Here is a 19,759-nt window from a genome sequence, read left to right as displayed (position 1 = left end):
CCGACCATGACCGTCCTCCGCCATTGCTTGTTGATCCTGGGTGTAATGCTGGCCGGCGCCTGCGCCCAGCAACCCGCGCCTTACACCCCGCCCGCCGAACGGCCGATAGCGCCCAACGAAACGCCGTGGCCGAAAAACCACTTCCTGGGCATTGCCTACCACGACGTTAACGACCGCGACCCCGACCAGGCCGTGGTGGCGGTGCGTACCGAGCGTTTGATCGAGCAGTTGGCGTGGTTGCGCGAGAACGGCTATCAGGCGGTTTCCGTCGACCAGATCCTGGCGGCGCGCCGGGGCGGCCCAGAATTGCCGCCCAAGGCCGTCATGCTCAGTTTCGATGATGGTTATTCCAGCTTTTACACGCGGGTGATGCCGATCCTGCGCGCCTACCACTGGCCGGCGTTGCTGGCGCCGGTAGGCTACTGGATTGATACGCCGATGAATCAGCCGGTGGATTTCGCCGGGATGCCACGGCCGCGCGGGGAATTCCTCACCTGGCAGCAGATCCGGGAAGTGTCCCAGTCCGGGCTGGTGGAGATTGCCGCACACACTGACGCCAGCCACACCGGCATATTGGCCAACCCTCAGGGCAACCTGGAGCCGGCCGCGACCAGCCTGCGCTTTGACCCGGCCACGGGCCGCTATGAAACCCAGGCGCAGTTCGATGCGCGGATGCGTGCCGATATCGCCGCCATCTCGAAAAAAATCCAGACCGTCACCGGCAAGGCGCCACGGGTCTGGGTGTGGCCGTACGGTGCGGCCAAGGGCACTACATTGGCGCTCGTCGCAGAGCAGGGTTACCAGATGGCGCTGACCCTGGACGACGGCATCGATGACCTCGGCAAACTGATGAACAGCCCGCGCTTCCTCGTCGCCTCCGACCCGGATGGCGAACACTTCGCCAACAGCATCGTCGCGGTACAAACCCCGGCGCCGTTGCGCGTGCTGCACGTGGACCTGGATAACGTGTATGACCCGGACCCGGCCCAACAAGCGCGCAACCTCGACCAGTTGGTGCAGCGCGTGGTGGACATGGGTGCGGGCACCGTCTTCCTGCAAGCCTTCGCCGACCCCAAGGGTGACGGCCTGGTGCGTTCGCTGTACTTCCCCAACCGTCACCTGCCGGTCCGTGCCGACTTGTTCAACCGCGTGTCCTGGCAGTTGCATACCCGCGCCCATGCCAGCGTCTATGCGTGGATGCCGGTGCTGAGCTTCGCCCTCGACCCCAAGTTGCCCCGCGTAACGCGTTGGGATCCGCAGACCGGCAAGGTCGGTCTCGACCCGGATCAATACAAGCGCCTGTCGCCGTTTGATCCCCAGGTGCGCAAGGTCATCGGTGAGCTCTATGAGGACCTGGCGCGCAACAGTGCCATCGACGGCGTGCTGTACCACGATGATGCGGTGCTGTCAGATTTCGAAGACGCCAGCCCCGCTGCGCTCAAGACCTATGCCGCCAACGGCCTGCCCGGCAGCATCGCGGCCCTGCGCGCCGACCCTGCGGTGATGCAACGCTGGACCCGCTTCAAGAGCCGCTACCTGATCGACTTCACCAATGAACTGACGGCCAAGGTCCGCGCCATTGGCGGGCCGCAGGTGCTGACCGCGCGCAATATCTTCGCCGAGCCGATGCTTAACCCGCCAAGCGAAGCCTGGTTTGCGCAGAACCTCGACGACTTCCTCCAGACCTATGACTGGACCGCGCCGATGGCCATGCCGTTGATGGAAGGCCAAACGCAGAAAAACTCCAATGCCTGGCTGGAGAAACTGGTTGCCACGGTCAAAGCCCGCCCCGGCGCGCTTGAACGCACGGTGTTCGAGCTGCAAGCCAAAGACTGGCGCACGAAAGAAGCGACCGACATCAACGGTGCGCAAATGGCTGAATGGATGGGGGTACTCAAACGCCAGGGGGTCAAGAGCTTCGGCTATTACCCGGACAACTTCCTGGAAAACTCACCGGACCTGAAAACCGTGCGTCCGGCCCTTTCCAACCAGTGGAATCCTTGATCATGTTCGACAGAATCCTGGCTTTATTCGTCCTGGCACTGGTATTGGGCGTGCCCCTGGGCTTGATCTTCCTGGCCACCGGGCAGTTCCTGATGGACTTCGTGTTTTTCTACCCGTTGTTCATGTCGGGGCTGTGGATTGCCGGCGGCTTGTACTTCTGGCTGCATTGGGAGCGCCACTGGGCCTGGGAGGAAGACACCCCGGCGCCGACCCTGGTCGGCAACCCGATGATTTCGATCATCGTCCCTTGCTACAACGAGGGCGATAACGCTGCCGAGACCATTTACGCGGCGCTGGACCAGCTGTACCCGAATATCGAAGTGATCGCGGTCAACGACGGCTCTAGCGACAACACCGCCGCCGTGCTTGATGCCCTCGCCCTGGAAAACCCGCGCCTGCGCGTGCTGCACCTGGCGCAGAACCAAGGCAAGGCCGTGGCCCTGCGCATGGGCGCCGTGGCCGCCCGCAGTGAATACCTGGTGTGCATCGACGGCGATGCGTTGCTCGACAAAAACGCCGCCGCCTACATGGTTGCGCCAATGCTCGACAACCCGCGCCTGGGCGCCGTGACCGGCAACCCGCGCATCCGCACACGCTCCACCTTGATTGGTCGGGTGCAGGTGGGCGAGTTCTCTTCGATCATCGGTTTGATCAAGCGTACCCAGCGCGTGTTCGGCCGGATCTTCACCGTGTCGGGGGTGGTGGTGGCGTTCCGTAAAAAGGCGCTGGACCGCATCGACTACTGGAGCACCGACATGATCACCGAGGACATCGATGTCAGTTGGAAGCTGCAGCTCGACCACTGGGCCATCTTCTACGAGCCTCGTGCCCTCTGCTGGATCCTGATGCCTGAAACCGTCGGCGGCCTGTGGAAGCAGCGCCTGCGTTGGGCCCAGGGCGGCGCCGAAGTGCTGTTCAAGAACATCCGTGGCATCTGGCAATGGCGCCATCGTTACCTGTGGCCGCTGCTGTTCGAATACTGCCTGTCCACCGGTTGGGCCTTCACCTTCCTGCTCTCGGTGATTTTCTGGGCCGTGGGTAAATTCATCGTGCTGCCACCGGCGATTGCCGTGGACTCGCTGGTGCCCCCGGCGTTTACCGGCCTGGTGCTGGCGATGGTGTGCCTGTTGCAGTTTGTGGTGAGCATCCTGATTGACCGGCGTTATGAAAAAGACCTGTGGAAGACCCTGTTCTGGACCGTGTGGTACCCGATGGTGTTCTGGCTGGTCAGCTTGTTGACCACGCTGGTCAGCTTTCCCAAGGTGTTGTTCAAGCAACACCAGAAACGCGCACGCTGGGTCAGCCCGGATCGCGGTATCAAACCCAGCCCAGAGGAGGCGTGAGCATGAAACTGGTCAGAACCCGGCAAAACGCCGTGATGTGGTTCATCGATGTGCTGCTGACCCTGGCGGCTTGGGCCGGTCTGATCTGGCTGCTGGCGCGCGGCATGAGCGCCATGCTGGAAACCCATGGCGGCCCACGCCTGGAAGCGCCGATCTTCGCCGCACTCAATACCTTGCAGGTGTACCTGTGGATTGCGGTGTTCAACGCGCTGATCCTGATCAGTTGGGCGCGTTACCAACAACGCAAGGGCCGCAAGTTCGCCCAGCGCCGCGCCGAGGCGAATGCCCTGAGCGACAAGCTTCTGATTGAGAGTTTCAAGTTGGGTGAAGGCGACCTGGAGCAGTTGCGCAAGCCGGGTGTGCTGGTGATCCACAACGACGAAGAGGGTGGCGTGGGGGAAGTGAAGCCCCATGTGTCCCGGGACGTGGAACGCCCGCCACTGACCCTGGTGCCCGGCCAGCCAAAAGACCAAGGCGCCGGTAATATGTAGGAGCGAGCTTGCTCGCGAAAAATGTCAACGATAACGCGTGCTTTCTGAAGGGGCGCGGTGCCTGTGAGTTTCTCGCGAGCAAGCTCGCTCCTACAAAAAAGCGGTGGGGGCAGTCGGTGGATGAATCCGATAAATGGGATCCAATTCACACTATACCCGCGAACTTTTCCCCAAACCCTCGCACTAACCTAACGCGCCAAGAGCTTAGTGGCCTAATAATGGCAACTAATCGGTTCTTCGCCTTATCGCCATCAAAAAATCAGCCATCTGTCGGAATAATCCTTCACGGTATCGGCATGTTTGTTTTTTGATGGGTTTTAATTGTTATTAATCAATGGGTTGTGAGTTTAACGCGGGCGAATGTGCAACTAGCCCAGTGTCTTTGAACGCTGGAAGTTCGATGTTAATTTGCCGCCCCTTGATTTTTCGATGGATCGAACATGTCTTTGTTACCACGGACTCGGTATTTACTGTGCACTGTCTTGCTCGCCTACTTGAGCCTGAACAGCGCCACCGCCGCCCCCACGCCGGGCGATCAAGACTTGATCCGTGACCGGCAGAATCGCCTGCTCGAAGAGCAGCAGCGACGCCTTGAAGAACTCAAGGACCTGCCCGGCAAAGAGGCCAAGCCCCAGGCCCCGGCCACGCCTGCGGACACCCGCTGCTTCCCGATCAAAGACATCGAACTCAAGGGCGCCGACAGCCTGTCCGCCAGCGACCGCACGCTGCTGCTCAAACCCTATGTCGGCCAATGCCTGGGCGTCTCGCAGCTCAATGAACTGCTCAAGGTCATCACTGACTATTACATCGCCAAAGGCCGTGTCACCAGTCGCGCCTACCTGCCGCAGCAGGACCTCTCCAGCGGCCACCTCCAGGTGTTGGTGGTGGAAGGCAAACTCGAAGCGGTGCGAAGCGCAGCCGGCAGCAACGTCACCGACCGCGAACTGGCCATGGCGTTTCCCGGCAAGGTCGGTCAAGCGCTGAACCTGCGCGAAGTCGAGCAATTGGTGGACCAGCTCAACCGTCTGCCGTCGAAACAGGCGCAAATGGAACTGACCCCCGGCCAGCAGATCGGCGGCAGCGACGTGGTGGTCAAAAACATCCCGCAAAAGCCCTGGCGCGCCAGCCTGTCGCGCAATAACGACGGGCAACGCAGCACCGGTGAACAGCAATGGGGCGCGGGCCTGGAGTGGGACAGCCCGCTGGGCCTGGCCGACCAACTGGTGCTGCGCGGCGGCCACGACGCCATCAGCGACCACCAGAAAACCTCGAAAAACAGCATGCTTTATTACAACGTGCCGTGGGGCTGGTGGAATTTCAGTTACACCTACAGCGAGAGCGATTACCGCACCTACGGCACCACCGATGGCTTCAAATTCAAGCAGGACGGCGACAACCAGAACCACCAACTGCGCGCTGAGCGGGTGATCCACCGCGATGACGTGAGCAAGACCTCGGTCAACGTCGGCCTGGCCCACCTGCGCACCAACAACTACATCCTCGATGTGCGCACCGAGTCCAGCAGCAACCGTCTCAGCGAGTTGCAACTGGGCGTCAACCACGGGCGACGTATCGGCAGCGCTTTCGTCAACCTTGACCTGGGCATGCAGAACGGCATCGGCCTGTTGGATGCTCAGGCCCAGGATGAGCGCGACTCGCTTGGCCGGCGCCAGCCGAACTCGCGCTATCGCAAATACACCGCCACGGTCAGCTACCTGCAGCCATTCAGCCTGTGGGGCGAGTCGTTCAGCTTCAGCAGCCTGGCCACCGGCCAACGCAGCGAAGACATCCTGTTCTCGCCGCAGCGCATGAGCCTCGGCGGTTCATCGTCGGTGCGCGGCTTCAAAGACCAATTGCTCACCGGCGACAGCGGTGGCTACTGGCGTAATGAAGTGCGCTGGGCCCGCCCGGTCACGCTGGACTGGCTGCGCCCAGCGTTCGCTGAGTATGGCGCCAGCGTTGGTTACGACCAGGGCGTGATTACCAACGACCGCTACAACGGCGATAACCATGGCCGCGTATCCAGCAACTCCCTGGAACTGTTCGCTCGCGGCAAACACGTCAGCACCAGCGTCACCTTTGCCCATTCGTTGGAAAGACCCGCTGTATTGACCGAGCGCGAAGCGCCGATCTACTTCCGCATGGATTTCTTCCTGTAATTCAACGCCCGTTACATCGAGAATTTGACAATGGATGTTCGCCAATTTGCCTTTCTGGCCCGCCAACCTTCCGCTGCCCTGAAACGCCGGGATTCGTTCTTCGGCCTGCCCAAGCGCGGGCTGGCGCTGATCCTGGCCAACGCGCTGTTCTGGCAGCCGCTGCTGGCCCAGGCCGAAGGCATCGTGGTCAGTGCGCCAGGGACTACGGTTGGCCAGGCGGGCAATGGCGTACCGGTGGTGAACATCGCCACGCCTAACGGCGCAGGCTTGTCCCATAACCAGTTCAAGGACTACAACGTCGGCCCCAACGGCGTGATTCTCAACAACGCCAATGGTGCGATGACCAACACCCAGTTGGGCGGAATCATTGTCGGCAACCCGAACCTCAAGGGCGGCGCGGCGAACGTCATCCTCAACGAAGTCAACGGCGGCAGCCCGAGCCAGTTGCGCGGCTACACCGAAGTGGCGGGGCAGTCGGCCAAAGTCATCGTCGCCAACCCCTATGGCGTCACCTGCAGCGGCTGCGGTTTTATCAACACCCCGAATGTCACGCTGACCACCGGTAAACCGGTGATCGACGCAAACGGCCAACTGCAGCGTTACCAAGTCGACGGCGGCACCGTCACCATCGATGGCCAAGGCTTGAACGCCAGCAACGTCGACCGCTTCGAGATCATCACCCGTTCGGCCAAGATCAACGCACAGGTCAACGCCCGCGAGCTGGCCGTGGTTGCCGGGCGCAACGACGTCGACGCCCAAAGCCTGAAAGCCACCGCACGTGCCGACGACGGCAGCGCCAAACCCGAGCTGGCGATTGACTCCTCGGCCCTGGGCGGCATGTATGCCGGCGCGATCAAACTGGTGGGCACCGAAGCCGGTGTGGGCGTGAAGCTCGACGGCACCCTGGCGGCCAGTGGCGGCGATATCCAGCTCGATGCCAATGGGCGCCTGAGCATGGCGCAGGCGGCGGCCACCGGCAACGTCAAGGTATCCGCGCAGACTGTCGACCTCACCGACAAGGTCTACGCCAACGGCAACGTGCAGGTCTCCAGCGCCCAGGCGCTGGTCAACCGCAAGAGCATCGCCGCCGGCCAGCGCATCGAAATCAACGCGGCCAGCGTCACCAACCCCGGCATCATCGAAGCCGGTGTCGCCGCCGACAACAGCCGCAACGCCACCGGCGATCTGGTCATCAATGCACAAACCGTCACCACCAGCGGCAACCTGCTGGCCAGCCGGGCCCTGGCGATCGCTGCCGCGCAAGCGCTGACCAACCAGGGCGCGATCATCCAGGCCAAGACCGTCGACGTCAGCAGCGCCACACTCACCAACCAGGGTGCCGGCGCACGCCTGTTCGGCGAGCAGAGCCTGGTGATCAACTCGCCGGCCATCGTCAACCTCAGTGGGTTGATTCGCTTCGGTGAAGGCCAGGCCGCCACGCTCAACAGCGCGTCCCTGGATAACCGCCAAGGCCGTATCGAAATGGCCGGCGGCAGCCTGGTGCTGTCCAGTGCCGACCTGAACAACAGCGGCGGGCAAGTCATCGCCAACGACTTGACCGTCAACGCCGGCAACCTGAACAACCAGAGCGGCGTGCTGGTGGCCAAAACCACCACCGTCAAGGCCAACGCCCTCGACAACAGCCTCAAGGGTTTGATCCAGGCAGACGGCGGCGCGCTCAACCTGAACGTTACCAACGTCTTCAATAACAACCAGGGTTTCGCCCAGGCCAGCACCGACCTCAACGTCACCGCCGGCAGCCTCAGCAGCAACGCAGGCGGCGTACTGAGCGCCGACACCGGCAAACTCACCCTTACCGCCGCGCAACAGCTCAGCAATGCCCAGGGTCGCCTGCAGGCCGGGCAGGGCGATATTGAATTGCACGCGGCGAACCTGGATAACCAGAGCGGTGTGATCGTCGGCAAACAACTGCTGCTCGACGTGGCCGGTGGCGACATCGACAACCGCGCCGGACGCGTGTTGGGCGACCACCTCGACGTGCGCGCCTCCGGCCTCGACAACCGCAACGCCGGCCTGCTGGCCGGTGGCGCCCAAGGCGTCAGCCTGCTGCTCAAAGGCCCGGGCCAATTGCTCAACGCCCAAGGCCGTATTCAGAGCGAAGGCCTGCTGCAATTGCAAGGCGAGCGCTTCGACAACAGTGCCGGCATCCTGTTGGGCCAGACCGTTGACGTGACCGCACAGACCCTCAACAACAGCGCCAAAGGCGCGCTGGTCAGCGATGGCGGCGACGTGGTGCTCAAGGTCAGCGACCTGCTCACCAACGTGGGCGGCCAGATCGACGCGGGCGAACGCAGCGTGCTGGTCAAGCAACTCACCACCCTCAACAACGCCGGCGGCACCCTGCGTGGCAAGCGCCTGGACATCGCCGCACAGCAGCTGAACAACGACAACGGCCAACTGCTGGCCGGTGCCGAAGGCGTGAGCTACAGCGGCCAGGACCTGAGCAACCGCAAGGGCCTGATCCTCAGCAGCGGCGCCCCCACCGTACTGAGCACCACCCGCCTGCAAAACCAGGGCGGCACCGTGCAGGGCGACAGCCTGAGCGTCAACGCCAACACTGCCGATAACAGCAGCGGCGGCCTGATGGCGAGCCTGGTCGGCAATCTGCAACTGACCGTCGAAGCCCTCACCAACCGTGGCGGCAAGCTGTTCGGCAAAGAACAAGTGACCGTCAGCGGCGCCACGCTCGATAACAGCGCCAATGGCCAGCTCAGCGGCAACCAGATCAGCCTGACCTCACGTGACATCCTCACCAACCAGGGCGGCCTGATCGAAGCCAACCAGGGCCTGACCTTCACTGGCGGCAACCTGGATAACAGCGCCAACGGGCAACTGCGTGCGCTGGGCGGCGTCAGCAGCAGCGTCAACCTCAGCGGTGCGTTGAACAACCAGAACGGCACCCTCGAATTCGGCAGCCAGGCCTTCAGCCTTGACGCAGCCAGCGTCAACAACCAGAACGGGATGCTGCAACACGCCGGTACCGGCCTGTTCCACCTCAACACCGCGAGCCTCTCCGGCAGCCAGGGCAATATTCAGGGCATGGGCGGCGCCGATTGGGCGTTCGGTAAAGTCGATGGCTTGGGTCGTGTGCAACTCAACGAAGTACTCACCTACAAGAGCGACCAAGCGCTGGCCCTCAAGGCCGGCGATCGCATGGCCAGCGCCAAGGGCTTGATCCTCAACGTGGCGAGCCTGGACAACGGCGGTGAACTGCTCAGCGACGGCGACTTGAGCATCACCACCGGCGATATCACCAACAGCGGCCGCGTATCGGCCCTGCAAACACTCACCGTCGCCGCCAACAACCTCAGTCAAAACGGCGGCCGCCTGGCGGCCACCCATGCGCGCCTGAGCCTGGGCGGCAGCCTGGACAACCTCGGTTTCCTCACCGCCCGCCAGCAACTGGATATCGCCGCCGCGCAAATCAACAACCGCGGCACCCTCGGTGCCCAGGGCGCAGTGAACCTCACCGCAGTCAACGGCATCACCAATGCCGCCAACACGCTGCTGTTCAGCGGCGGCGACATGACCTTGCGCAGCAATGGCTTCAGCAACAGCTATGGCGATGTCTACAGCAAAGGCAACCTGAGCTTCGCCGCCCGCGATGGCGGGCGTGCCGTGCTGTTCAGCAACCGTTCCGGCACCGTGGAAAGCGAAGGCTCCATCGGCATCAATGCGGGCTTTATCGAAAACGCCAAAGATGAATTCGAACTCGGGCAAACGCTGACCACCGGCAGCTTGAGTTGGATCTGTGGCCAGCACTGCGGCGAGAGCGACAACTGGGAACGTGGCGAGATCACCATCTACGAAACGTACCTTGAGGCGGCGACCAAGGACTCGGTAGCGGCGCGCCTGGTGGCTGGCAAAAACATGCTGCTGCAAGGCGACACTGTGCAGAACCGCTACAGCCTGATGGCCGCCAATGGCGACCTGAGCATCACCGCCGGTGACCTGCTCAACCAGGGCGCCGCGACGCGCACGGGCCAGCGCAAGCTTGTCATCGGCACGCCAGGTCACGTCTCCGACGATTTGTTTGAACGCATGCAATATGTCGACGTGCCCGCGTTCAATGCGGCCACGGCGGCCGGGAATTTCGATAAGGCGCGCTTCGAAGAACTCAAAAGCCGCTCACCCAACAGCCTGCCGTTCGCCTACGCAAGTGACGTCACCACCTGGACCAACAACGGCGGCCCCGGCTACGACGCCACCCTGCAAGCCGGCGGCAGCGTCAACCTCAATGTCGCCCGCACCTTGCAAAACGGCACGCTGCATAACAACACCCTGGCCCAGTTGACCGGCACCCTCGGAGACGACCAGACGGGTATCCCCGTCGGCGGTATCAACATCAACCTGAGTAAGCACGCCAACGACGCCAGCGCCCAGGCACCCGGCACGGTATTGCCGGTTGTCGGTGCCGCCCCCGGCGGCGGCTTCGTGCCCGTGGATTACACCGGCACCGCGTTCGCGGCGGTCGACCCCACCACCTCGCCCCACTTCCAACTGCCCAAGGGCGAGTACGGCCTGTTCGTCAAGAGCGCCGACCCTACCAGCCACTACCTGATCGAGACCAACCCCGAGTTCACCTCGGCGTCCGGTTTCTTCAGCTCCGACTACATGCTCGGCAAGCTCGGCTACAACGCTGACAACGCCTGGCGCCGACTGGGTGACGGCCAATACGAAACCCGCCTGATCCGCGACGCCGTCCTCGCACAAACCGGCCAACGCTTCCTCGCTGGCGGCCTGGCCAGCGACGCCGACCAGTTCCGCTACCTGATGGACAACGGCCTCGCCAGCAAAGACGCCCTGCGCCTGAGTCTCGGCGTGTCTCTGACCAGCCAGCAAGTTGGTGCCCTGACCCACGACATCGTGTGGATGGAAAACCGCGTGGTCGACGGCCAGACAGTCCTCGTGCCCGTGCTGTACCTGGCCCAGGCCGACTCACGCAACGTGCGCGGCAACAGCCTGATCCAGGGCCGCGACCTCAACCTCGTCACCGGCGGCGACCTGATCAACGTCGGCACCCTGCGCGCCAGCAACAACCTCTCCGCCGTCAGCAGCGGCAGCATTTACACCGGCGGCCTGGTCGAGGCCGGCAACAACCTGAGCCTGCTGGCCCAGGACAGCATCCGCAACGCCATGGCCGGCGAAATACGCGGCAAACAAGTCAGCCTCACGGCGCTCAAAGGCGACGTCACCAACGACAACACCGCCATCCAGGTGCGTGACGGCGCCGGTATGCGCACCCTCACCGACACCAGCGCCGGCACCATCGTCGCCCGCGAAAACCTCGCCATCGATGCCGGCCGCGACCTCACCAACCGAGGCGCGCTGGTAGCAGGCAACGACGCCAACCTCACCGCCGGCCGTGACCTCAACCTAGTCGCCGCCAGCGACACTCGCGTGAAGCACGCATTCAGCGACGGCGGGCATAAATCCAGCATCACCACCGACGTCAAAAACCTCGCCGCCAGCGTCACGGCGGGCGGCAACCTGAATATGCAGGCCGGGCAAGACGTCAACATCATCGGCAGTACCGCCACCGCCGGCAAAGACCTCAACATCGCTGCCGGCCGCGACTTCAACGTTGCGTCGGTCAGCGACATGCATAACGTCGAAGGCAAGGAAAAGGACGGCAAAAAACGCATCAAGACCTCGGACGACCAGACCACTCAAGTGGCGAGCGTACTGACGGCGGGTGGGGATTTTGTCAGCCAGGCTGGGCGTGACACCACGATCGTGGCGAGCAGGATCAGCGCGGGGAATGAGGCTTATCTGTATAGCGGGGATAAGTTGAACCTGCTGGCGGCGCAGAACAGCACGCATACGTTGTATGACATGAAAGAGAGCGGCGGCTGGGGCGCGAAAAAAGCCAAGCGCGATGAAGTCACCCAGACCACCAACGTCGGTACCGAAATCAAAACCGTAGGTAACCTGACGCTGGTCAGCAATGGCGACCAGCGTTACCAAGTCACAAAGCTCAATAGCGGTAACGACCTGATTCTGAAAAGCGGCGGCGCCGTGGCGTTTGAAGGCGTGAAGGATTATCACGACGAGAGCCATACCAAGAGCAAGAGCAACATGGCTTGGTTCTCGATGAAGGGCAAAGGCAAAACCGATGAAACCTTGCGTCAGAGTGAACTGGTTGCCAAGGGGCAGACTGTCATCGAAGCCGTTAACGGTCTGAAGATTGACGTTAAACAAGTCGACCAGCAAACCGTCAGCCAGACCATCGACACCATGGTCAAGGCCGACCCGCAATTGGCCTGGCTCAAGGACGCCGAGAAGCGCGGCGACGTGGATTGGCGCCAGATAAAAGAGCTGCATGACTCCTTTAAATACAGCAACTCTGGTATGGGCCAGGGGGCCATGTTGGCGGTCATCATTATCGTCACCATTGTCACGGCAGGTGGTGCGAGTGCACTGGTGGGCGCAGGAGCATCGGCCGGTTCAACCATGGCCGCCGGCACTGCTGCGGTTGCGGCGACCAGTACGTCGGCGGCGGTAGCAGCCACAAGTGCTGGGCTAGGTAACATGATGGCCACCGCCGCACTGACCTCTCTAGCCAGTACCGGTGCCGTGAGTACAATCAACAACAAAGGCAACATCGGCATTGCGCTCAAGGACACCTTCAGCAGCAGCAGTCTGAAAAACGCCGCCATCGCTGGGCTGGCAACCGGGGCGTTGAACTACGCAGACAGTAATTGGTTCAAGGGCGCAAGCCCTGCCGACGGAGCGGGCGCGAAAGTCACAACGGCAGGGCCGGTGCAGAACCCGGGCTATTCCAGTGATTGGCTCAGTTGGCCGAAAGCGCAGGATGCAGTCCTACGCGGTGGCACCCATGCCGTCATCGAAAGTGGCATTTCCACTGCCATCAACGGCGGCAGTCTGAAGGACAATCTAGGCTCCGCCTTGGTGTCGCAAGGTTTCGACCTTGCCGCTGCTGCCGGCAACAAGGGCCTTGGCAATCTGGCGAACGACCTTAATCTGAGCCCCGGCTCAGCGGAGAAGGTCCTGATGCACGCCATCCTGGGCGGTGCACTTTCAGCTGCTCGAGGCGGTGACTTCAAGACCGGCGCCATTGCCGCTGGTGCGGCTGAAGGGCTGACAGCAATTGCGACCGAGAACTTGGGTAAATACCTGGATGATCGTTTTGCAAAGGATGATCAATTCAAAGTCGCAACCGCGCAAATCATCGGTATTGCGGCCGGGTCTCTGGTAAACGGCAATCCGAATGACGCCGCTTGGGTGGCGGGCAATGTTGAGCGCTACAACGAGCAACTGCACCCACGAGCCGCAGACCTGATCAAAGAACAAGCGCCAAAAATGGCAGCGGACCTGAATATCAGCCAGGAAGAGGCCTCGCGGCGCATGGCGGTTGCGCTGGCGTATTACACCGATGAAGGCTGGAGCAAATCAATCCCGGCAGATGATGTAAGCAATATCGATACAGCGACCATGCAGCACTTAGGTATCGCTTTGGCGCCCATTGCGGATAACTACGCCCGAACCGACGCGTCCGCAGACGGAAGCCAGCGTGGGTACAGTGGCAACGAGACGGCAGCGTTGATTCTCGATTTCAAGGACACCCGCCCATCTGCCTACAAAGACAGCACTAGAAATATCGACTACCTAGGCGACCCTGAAGGGCACAACAGCCAAGGGACAGTGGATTTCTATCAGTCCAACTTGAACTACAGCGATAAGCCGACGGACTACCTGGAAAGCTTCAAAGGCGGGGTGGCTGGTATCGGTCGCAGTGCCTGGGGGCTAGTTGCTTCCACTGCCAAGCTCGGTGGTGAGCTTTTAGGCGGAAACGCACTGGGCGTCGCCAACGATTTCCTGGGACCGGTCGCAGATCCGTCTCTAGACCCGGTTGGTCAAATGACTACCCGGCAAACGGGTAGGGCACTCGTTTCGAAGTTTCAAGGCAACAGCTATGAATCAGCTGCGCAAGTTTCAGAATTAGTCACTGACGCTGCAACCATGGCCGCCCCAGGTTCTTCTGCAGCCAGATTTGGGCAAATTTCCAAGGCTAGCGAAGCCTCAGCATTTATCAGGGCCGACGGAGCTCTAGCGGCGAGAAGTGAAGCCGCTGCGGGGCTGACGACTCGATTGGCGGATGACATCCCAACCTATGGTCTGAGCCCCAATAGTTTTGACACTACTTTACAGTTTGAGCGCTCAGGCGCTCGTACACCGACCACATCCATCAACGCCTATCAACCGACTGCCCTTACTGGTGATTTAGGCAGCTACATTAGAACCGATGACTTACTTGCTGCCAGAAGCAATGAAGTCGTGCTGACGAAATACAAAGAGCCTTGCTGCTTCGCGGCAGGTACTAAAGTCTCAACTCCGAACGGCGACCGCGCCATTGAATCGCTTAGGGTCGGGGACGTGGTCTGGAGCAAGCCGGAAAGGGGCGGCAAACCTTTCGCCGCGAAGATTCTGGCGACCCATCAGCGCTCCGACCAACCGATTTACCGCCTTAAACTGAAAAGCGTTAGGGCAGACGGTGAAGCTAAGGGCGAAACCCTGTTAGTCACGCCGGGTCACCCGTTCTATGTTCCGGCTAAACGCGACTTTATTCCTGTCATCGATCTGAAACCGGGCGATCTGCTGCAGTCTCTGGCGGATGGCGAGACGAACAACACCTCGTCTGAGGTGGAGTCGCTGGAGCTTTACTTGCCAATGGGCGAGACCTTCAACCTAACGGTAGACGTGGGACACACGTTCTACGTTGGGGATTTGAAAACGTGGGTGCACAATACCGGGCCGTGTGCGTTGCCTCCTGACTTCTTCTCGAAAAAAGGAGGCGTCAGCACAGCCGACAAAGTAGCTGAGGGCGAAGTGGGTACGTATGGATCTACGGCTCCTCGTAGCGTCGGTGATGGTCTCACCCCGGACCATATCCCTTCGTTTGCGGCTGTTAAAGAGTCATTACGTCAGATGGGTATTGAGCTGACAGACGTTGAGTTGAAAGCCCTTCGCAATAATACCAATTGTGTCATAGTCAAAACCTGTAGCCATATGACAGACTCGCGAACTTTTGGTGGGCGAAACAATCCCGAGAAAGTCAGATTAGATGGTTCCAATCTGTATAAGGCAGCTGAGGCCGATATCGACACGTGGGTGCCCGTATGGAAAAGCGAAGGTTGGTCAGCTAGTAAGATTGAAAATACTCGGAAAGAACTTCACGATTCAAATAAAAAATTATTTGACGAAATAGGTATTAAGTATGAATCCAAATGAATACATAAATACGCCATTAATCGAGGCTCTCGAAGATTTTAGAAAGAGTTTTTCGATAGTTGAGTACTCGAAAGTTGAAAGTGATGAGTTTTTAAAATTGCCGGAGTGTGGTGTTTATTTTCAGGCGGGCGATGATGGCGTTATTGTAGGGTACAGAGTTTATTATCAGGCGGTTGGGGAATATTATCCAGCTTCCTCTGAAACTAAAAAAGCGTGTGCGGATCTTGAAACTATTGAAGACGCAACGGTTCATTTTGGTGCTCCCTCACGCGACGTGCCTTCCATAAAAATCCCAGGAAGGGCTCCTACAAACCCTGGATGTGAGTTCATGGTGAGGGAGCAAGTGGTGACTGTTTACTATGATGCTGAGAGCAGGTTTGTTAATTATATTCATGTGAAGAAAAAAAATTAATAGGAAACGCTGGGAGCAGATCATAGGGCTTAAGCGAGGGCGTTTTTATTAAATTGAATATAAATTGCAACAGCGTTTATTTTTGCTTCTAGATGGTGGTGGTGAAAGAAAAAATAGTGGGCGGACCACGGCTTTGCTTTTTTAGAGTTCATGAAGAATAGTGGTCTGTCCCCTATTTGTCGTAAGTCCCTAGACGAACTTAATATGGTCGTAACGGAATTGCGCGATCGATGGAAAATCGATCCTTTTCTTTTGCCAGATCTACCGAGAGGAGGGAAATGATGACTATCCTTTTAAAGGATTGGTGTGCTTTTTGTGAAGGTAAAAGTTATTTTGATAAATCGCATTTTTTGGCGTTGCTCAAAGTGCATTCTTCTCCAACTGAGATTGCTAAAGCGTTAAGCTATTTTCCTTACGCTGAAGGTTTGGTGTTTCGCATAAACGAGGTGATTCAAGCTGGTACGCTTGAAGATAATTTTTATCTTCGTCCAACGATAGAGTCCAGCGAATTAGAATTGATGCGAAGAGGGAAGGCTTGGTTGCAAGATCAGGCAAATTTTTGTAAAGATCTTGGGGATCATGAATTGTATGAAATATGCCATCGTGCGAAATTGGTTTACGAGAAAAAAGATCAATTTAAGTCTTTTGATAACTTAGATTTTCCTGGTAACTGGGTGCTTGAGCTTTTAGGAGATCATGTCAGGGATTGCAGGTTGCTAAAAACAGAACAAGAGTATGCACTGTTTGAAGCGCTTTACGGGGTTGCCGCTGATTATTATTTGGCATGGTACATGGGGCAACCTTTGATAAATCTTAGATTTGACTTTCGTTCATATTTTGAATTTTGGAAAGTGGGTGGTGCAGGGTATTTGTTTGAAGATAAGTTTGTTATTTGTCGAAGGTAGGAGGTAGCCCACAGTTATACGTTTTTTTGATGGTAGGCAGAGTTGCTCTTTTAAAATGTGATTTATTTTTTGTGTTTATTCGATTTTGTTGGCCTAGTGATGGGCGGCTAAGCTGTAAGCTCTTATCCAATTAGAGAAGAATAGTGGTCTGACCCTATTTTCCCATACTTGGCATCACCATCAGGATACCGGTAGGATGCAGCTGGTCCCCGAGGCTTTTCATAATGGTGCGCGTCACGTCGGGTGGGAATCGATGAGTAAGGGGCAATAAATGATTGCTGGAGTAAGTTTTGATTCTTATTATGGTCAAGGTGATTCTGCTGATATAGAAGCTTTTGAAATATTGGCGGGTATAGTTTTTCCTGAAAAATACAAAGAAGTTTCATTGGGGTTTAATGGCGCATTTATTTTAAATAAACCTGTTTTCAATTTCTATAATCGTCTTCTCGGCGAGGACGTTACGAGCAGCGCTGGTATGTTTTTACCTTTCGGTGAACTCGAAGGCTCATTCGAGACAATGGAGATGAAGTACCGTCATCCGCCAGAGGGTTTTGTTCAAGGTTTAATTATTTTCTCGGTATTAGGGAACGGAGACGCGCTTTGTTTTGACTACCGTGAAAATCGGCTTTCTGATGATCCTGCCGTGATGATGTGGCATCATGAGGCTGTGCCAGGTAGCGATTCCGAATTATCATTTGTTGCTTCCTCATTTTCAAAGTTTTTAGAAAAATTATTTGAGCGGCCGCCCGAATAATAAAAATTCCGAAGGCAGAACGGGGCGATTTATTTAATTCTAAGGATTTGTTCGTCTAAGTCTGTCCCCTTTTTTCAGTTAGAGGGGCATGATTGCTCATCCGGTCGACTATCGCTGGACTAGCTACAGGGCAAATGCACAGGGTGAGCCATCAAGCTTTTAAGCCCACATGCGGTCTACAGGGAGCTAGGTAGCAGCACCGTGCAGCGAGCCGAATCCTACCGGTTTTTATTCAAGTATCGGCTTTCCCTTGGGTTGATAGAGCAAATTCGATTTTCTACAAACGGTAATTACGTTTTTTGGGCGATCAAAAGTTTGCGGCCGAGATTGAGCAGGCATTAGGTAAAAGAGTTTCGCAGGGTGTATCAGGACGCCCAAAAAGTGTGGGCTAAAAGAATAGAAGAATAGTGGTCTGACCTCTATTTTTCAAATGCTGCAGACTGGAGAGCACTGCGTGATAACTGGGATGACCTCGGGTATGGTCAAATCTTAAGTACTGAAAATCGGGCCGCGATTGCTAAAGGACGGACCCCAAAAGTCGACGATGCATGGGTTAAGGTTTTCCTGAAGATGCAGGGCTAAAGGGCGAGAGAATTCCTATGCACCATGTTCAAGGTTCGCCACTTACTGTGCCACTGCCTGATACACGGCATTTGGATGCGCATATGCCAGGAGGGTTTAGATATAATCCGGGCGGTCCAGGGTCGGCGCTCCCGACATACCCTCCGAAAAAAGGAGCTGAATAATGCATTCCGTACCTCTAGACCATGAGAAGCAAAAGTTGATTTTCTACGTGGCTCAGGATTTAGATCACTCTATTAGATCTAATGTGCAGCAGCTGGTGAAGGAGGTCGCCGCATCAAGAATATGGAGTATTGCGCCACCAACCTTCATTGACGCGATAGATGAAGGTGGCGCGAAAGTAGTGGGTGGAGCGCTAGAGATTTATTCAGCACTGCAACCAAACAAACTTTCTATTGATATGGACTCGAGAAATCTGGATGAAGTAGAAGAATTAATCTTTGCCGTAAAAAATTATCTGAAAGAGAAAATATTTCTTTTGAGTTTCAGTTGGGTACTACTTTTGTAGGCGCCATTGATGATGGTGTTATTGATCGAGTCTTGCTTGAGGGGCTGCTTATGCCATGGCGAAATCATATCAAAGGGAAAAGAATAGAAGAATAGAGGGAAGGAATAGGGGGCAGACAACGGCTTTATGTCTTTTGAGGTCAGAAGAATTGCTCTTTTAAAATGTCATTTATTTTTTGTAATTATTCGATTTTGTTGGCCTGGTGATGGGCGGATAAGCTGTAAACTCTTATACAATTAGAGAAGAATAGTGGTCTGCCCCCTATTTTCCTCCTGCTACCCTAAAGGCTAACTCTGGGTTGCCGGAAAAATCATTTAGTTCAAGGAGATAGCTTGGTATGGATTCTAGATTAATCCCACTCCGTAAAGAGCTGGCGAAAATGACTTCTGATCAGGCGGCAGCTTGGATATTGAGCCGGTACCCTCTTTCTTCAGATAATTGGGGTGAGGCTTTATTGCTTCTTCCTCATAGATCTTGGAAAAGACCAGAGCAGAAACGTTTAGCGGACTATTATTTCAAGAAGATTCCGTTCTCTAGCGCTAGAGGGTATGAAGTGTTCGCGTCAATCATGTCAATTAAGTTAATGGTTGCATGTATTAACGATGCATTGCCCAAAGATCCTAGCAGGATGGAGTTATTGTTTTATCATCTTATCCCTGTGCTTAAGCGTTTTGCGAAGAATGATGCAGATCGAAAAATTATTGAAGTTTTTCTCTCGGCTTCTTCGATAATTCCGTCAAAAGATACTTGATAGATAAATATAAGGGTGGGACCACGGTTTTACGTTTTTTTGAAGGTCAGCAGAGTTGCTCTTTTAAATGCCTTTCCATCCGCGCACAAAGCCAAAGCGGGCGACACTGCGGCCGCCCGATTTTCACTCAGGATGGATCAGCATTAAGCCTACGACTGATGACATCCAGCAAATCACACCCGTCGCGTAGCGGAATGGCCAGCAAGTGGGCGAAGTCTGAAAGTACTACGGCATCGCTGCTGAGTTGTTCGCGGAAGGCCAGGTTTTCCAGCAATTGGGTGACAGCCCGAATGCGGTGCACGGCGGCGTCGTGAAGGACGTCGAGGGGTGCCTGGGTGTCGATCAGTAGAGCTGGGACGGTGCAATCGTGGCCGGTTAGGGGCATGTATCGATTCATGGGTACAACCTCGGTCAGTATGTGAGGCTGTCACCTGTCGTCGCCAAACGAATGGGTGACAGCTGTACGCAGGTTGGCGAACCGGGACCGAGTTCCGGCAGACCCGAAGGTCTCCCGCGCACAGCTGCCATAAAGCAGCAATGCGGGTACGGAAGCCCCTGCAAGCAAGCAGAAAGCTTT

General features: G+C 57.3%; 12 protein-coding genes. 11 read left to right on the top strand and 1 reads right to left on the bottom strand.

The annotated features are described in order from the left end of the window. Positions 1 to 6 precede the first annotated feature (6 nt). The 11 genes from pgaB to ACQRBV_RS08260 all read left to right on the top strand — a co-directional run bounded on the left by pgaB (position 7) and on the right by ACQRBV_RS08260 (position 19,182). The gene (pgaB, locus tag ACQRBV_RS08310; protein ID WP_411985721.1) at positions 7 to 2,004 is read left to right on the top strand and encodes a poly-beta-1,6-N-acetyl-D-glucosamine N-deacetylase PgaB; all 1,998 of its coding nucleotides are present in this window, start codon (positions 7 to 9) and stop codon (positions 2,002 to 2,004) included. 2 nt (positions 2,005 to 2,006) lie between these two features. Further along, positions 2,007 to 3,347, top strand: coding sequence for a poly-beta-1,6-N-acetyl-D-glucosamine synthase (gene pgaC / locus ACQRBV_RS08305; protein WP_411985720.1), 1,341 nt, complete (start codon positions 2,007 to 2,009; stop codon positions 3,345 to 3,347). Between the two features lie 2 nt (positions 3,348 to 3,349). After that, positions 3,350 to 3,838 (top strand): poly-beta-1,6-N-acetyl-D-glucosamine biosynthesis protein PgaD, encoded by a 489-nt coding sequence (pgaD, locus tag ACQRBV_RS08300; RefSeq protein WP_060755505.1) that lies wholly within the window; start codon positions 3,350 to 3,352, stop codon positions 3,836 to 3,838. Between the two features lie 440 nt (positions 3,839 to 4,278). Continuing rightward, on the top strand, positions 4,279 to 5,997 hold the full coding sequence (locus ACQRBV_RS08295; RefSeq protein WP_411985719.1) for a ShlB/FhaC/HecB family hemolysin secretion/activation protein: 1,719 nt from the start codon (positions 4,279 to 4,281) through the stop codon (positions 5,995 to 5,997). 30 nt (positions 5,998 to 6,027) lie between these two features. Further along, on the top strand, positions 6,028 to 15,270 hold the full coding sequence (locus ACQRBV_RS08290) for a DUF637 domain-containing protein (protein WP_411985718.1): 9,243 nt from the start codon (positions 6,028 to 6,030) through the stop codon (positions 15,268 to 15,270). Then, complete coding sequence (locus ACQRBV_RS08285; RefSeq protein ID WP_411985717.1) at positions 15,257 to 15,682, top strand: hypothetical protein; 426 nt, start codon at positions 15,257 to 15,259, stop codon at positions 15,680 to 15,682. Before ACQRBV_RS08290 ends, ACQRBV_RS08285 begins: the two co-directional genes overlap by 14 nt. A 281-nt stretch (positions 15,683 to 15,963) precedes the next feature. Next, positions 15,964 to 16,587, top strand: coding sequence for a hypothetical protein (locus tag ACQRBV_RS08280; protein ID WP_411985716.1), 624 nt, complete (start codon positions 15,964 to 15,966; stop codon positions 16,585 to 16,587). 124 nt (positions 16,588 to 16,711) lie between these two features. Continuing rightward, entirely contained in the window at positions 16,712 to 16,858 is a 147-nt protein-coding gene (locus ACQRBV_RS08275) for an HNH endonuclease (protein ID WP_411985736.1), read from the top strand. Beyond that, positions 16,859 to 17,341, top strand: coding sequence for an SMI1/KNR4 family protein (locus ACQRBV_RS08270; RefSeq protein ID WP_411985715.1), 483 nt, complete (start codon positions 16,859 to 16,861; stop codon positions 17,339 to 17,341). It abuts the gene before it with no gap. Positions 17,342 to 18,086: 745 nt separating this feature from the next. Next, a complete protein-coding gene (locus tag ACQRBV_RS08265) occupies positions 18,087 to 18,431 on the top strand; it encodes a hypothetical protein (protein ID WP_411985714.1) in 345 nt (114 codons plus the stop codon). 337 nt (positions 18,432 to 18,768) lie between these two features. Further along, on the top strand, positions 18,769 to 19,182 hold the full coding sequence (locus ACQRBV_RS08260; protein ID WP_411985713.1) for a hypothetical protein: 414 nt from the start codon (positions 18,769 to 18,771) through the stop codon (positions 19,180 to 19,182). 127 nt (positions 19,183 to 19,309) lie between these two features. Here ACQRBV_RS08260 and ACQRBV_RS08255 read toward each other — a convergent pair whose 3' ends face one another. Then, positions 19,310 to 19,567 (bottom strand): hypothetical protein, encoded by a 258-nt coding sequence (locus tag ACQRBV_RS08255; protein ID WP_411985712.1) that lies wholly within the window; start codon positions 19,565 to 19,567, stop codon positions 19,310 to 19,312. Positions 19,568 to 19,759: the final 192 nt, after the last annotated feature.

Origin of the sequence: Pseudomonas sp. R11F (assembly GCF_050312575.1) — a bacterium.
In the GTDB taxonomy this organism is placed as follows: Bacteria; Pseudomonadota; Gammaproteobacteria; order Pseudomonadales; family Pseudomonadaceae; genus Aquipseudomonas; species Aquipseudomonas palleroniana.
This window is presented reverse-complemented; position numbering and strand designations above follow the sequence as displayed.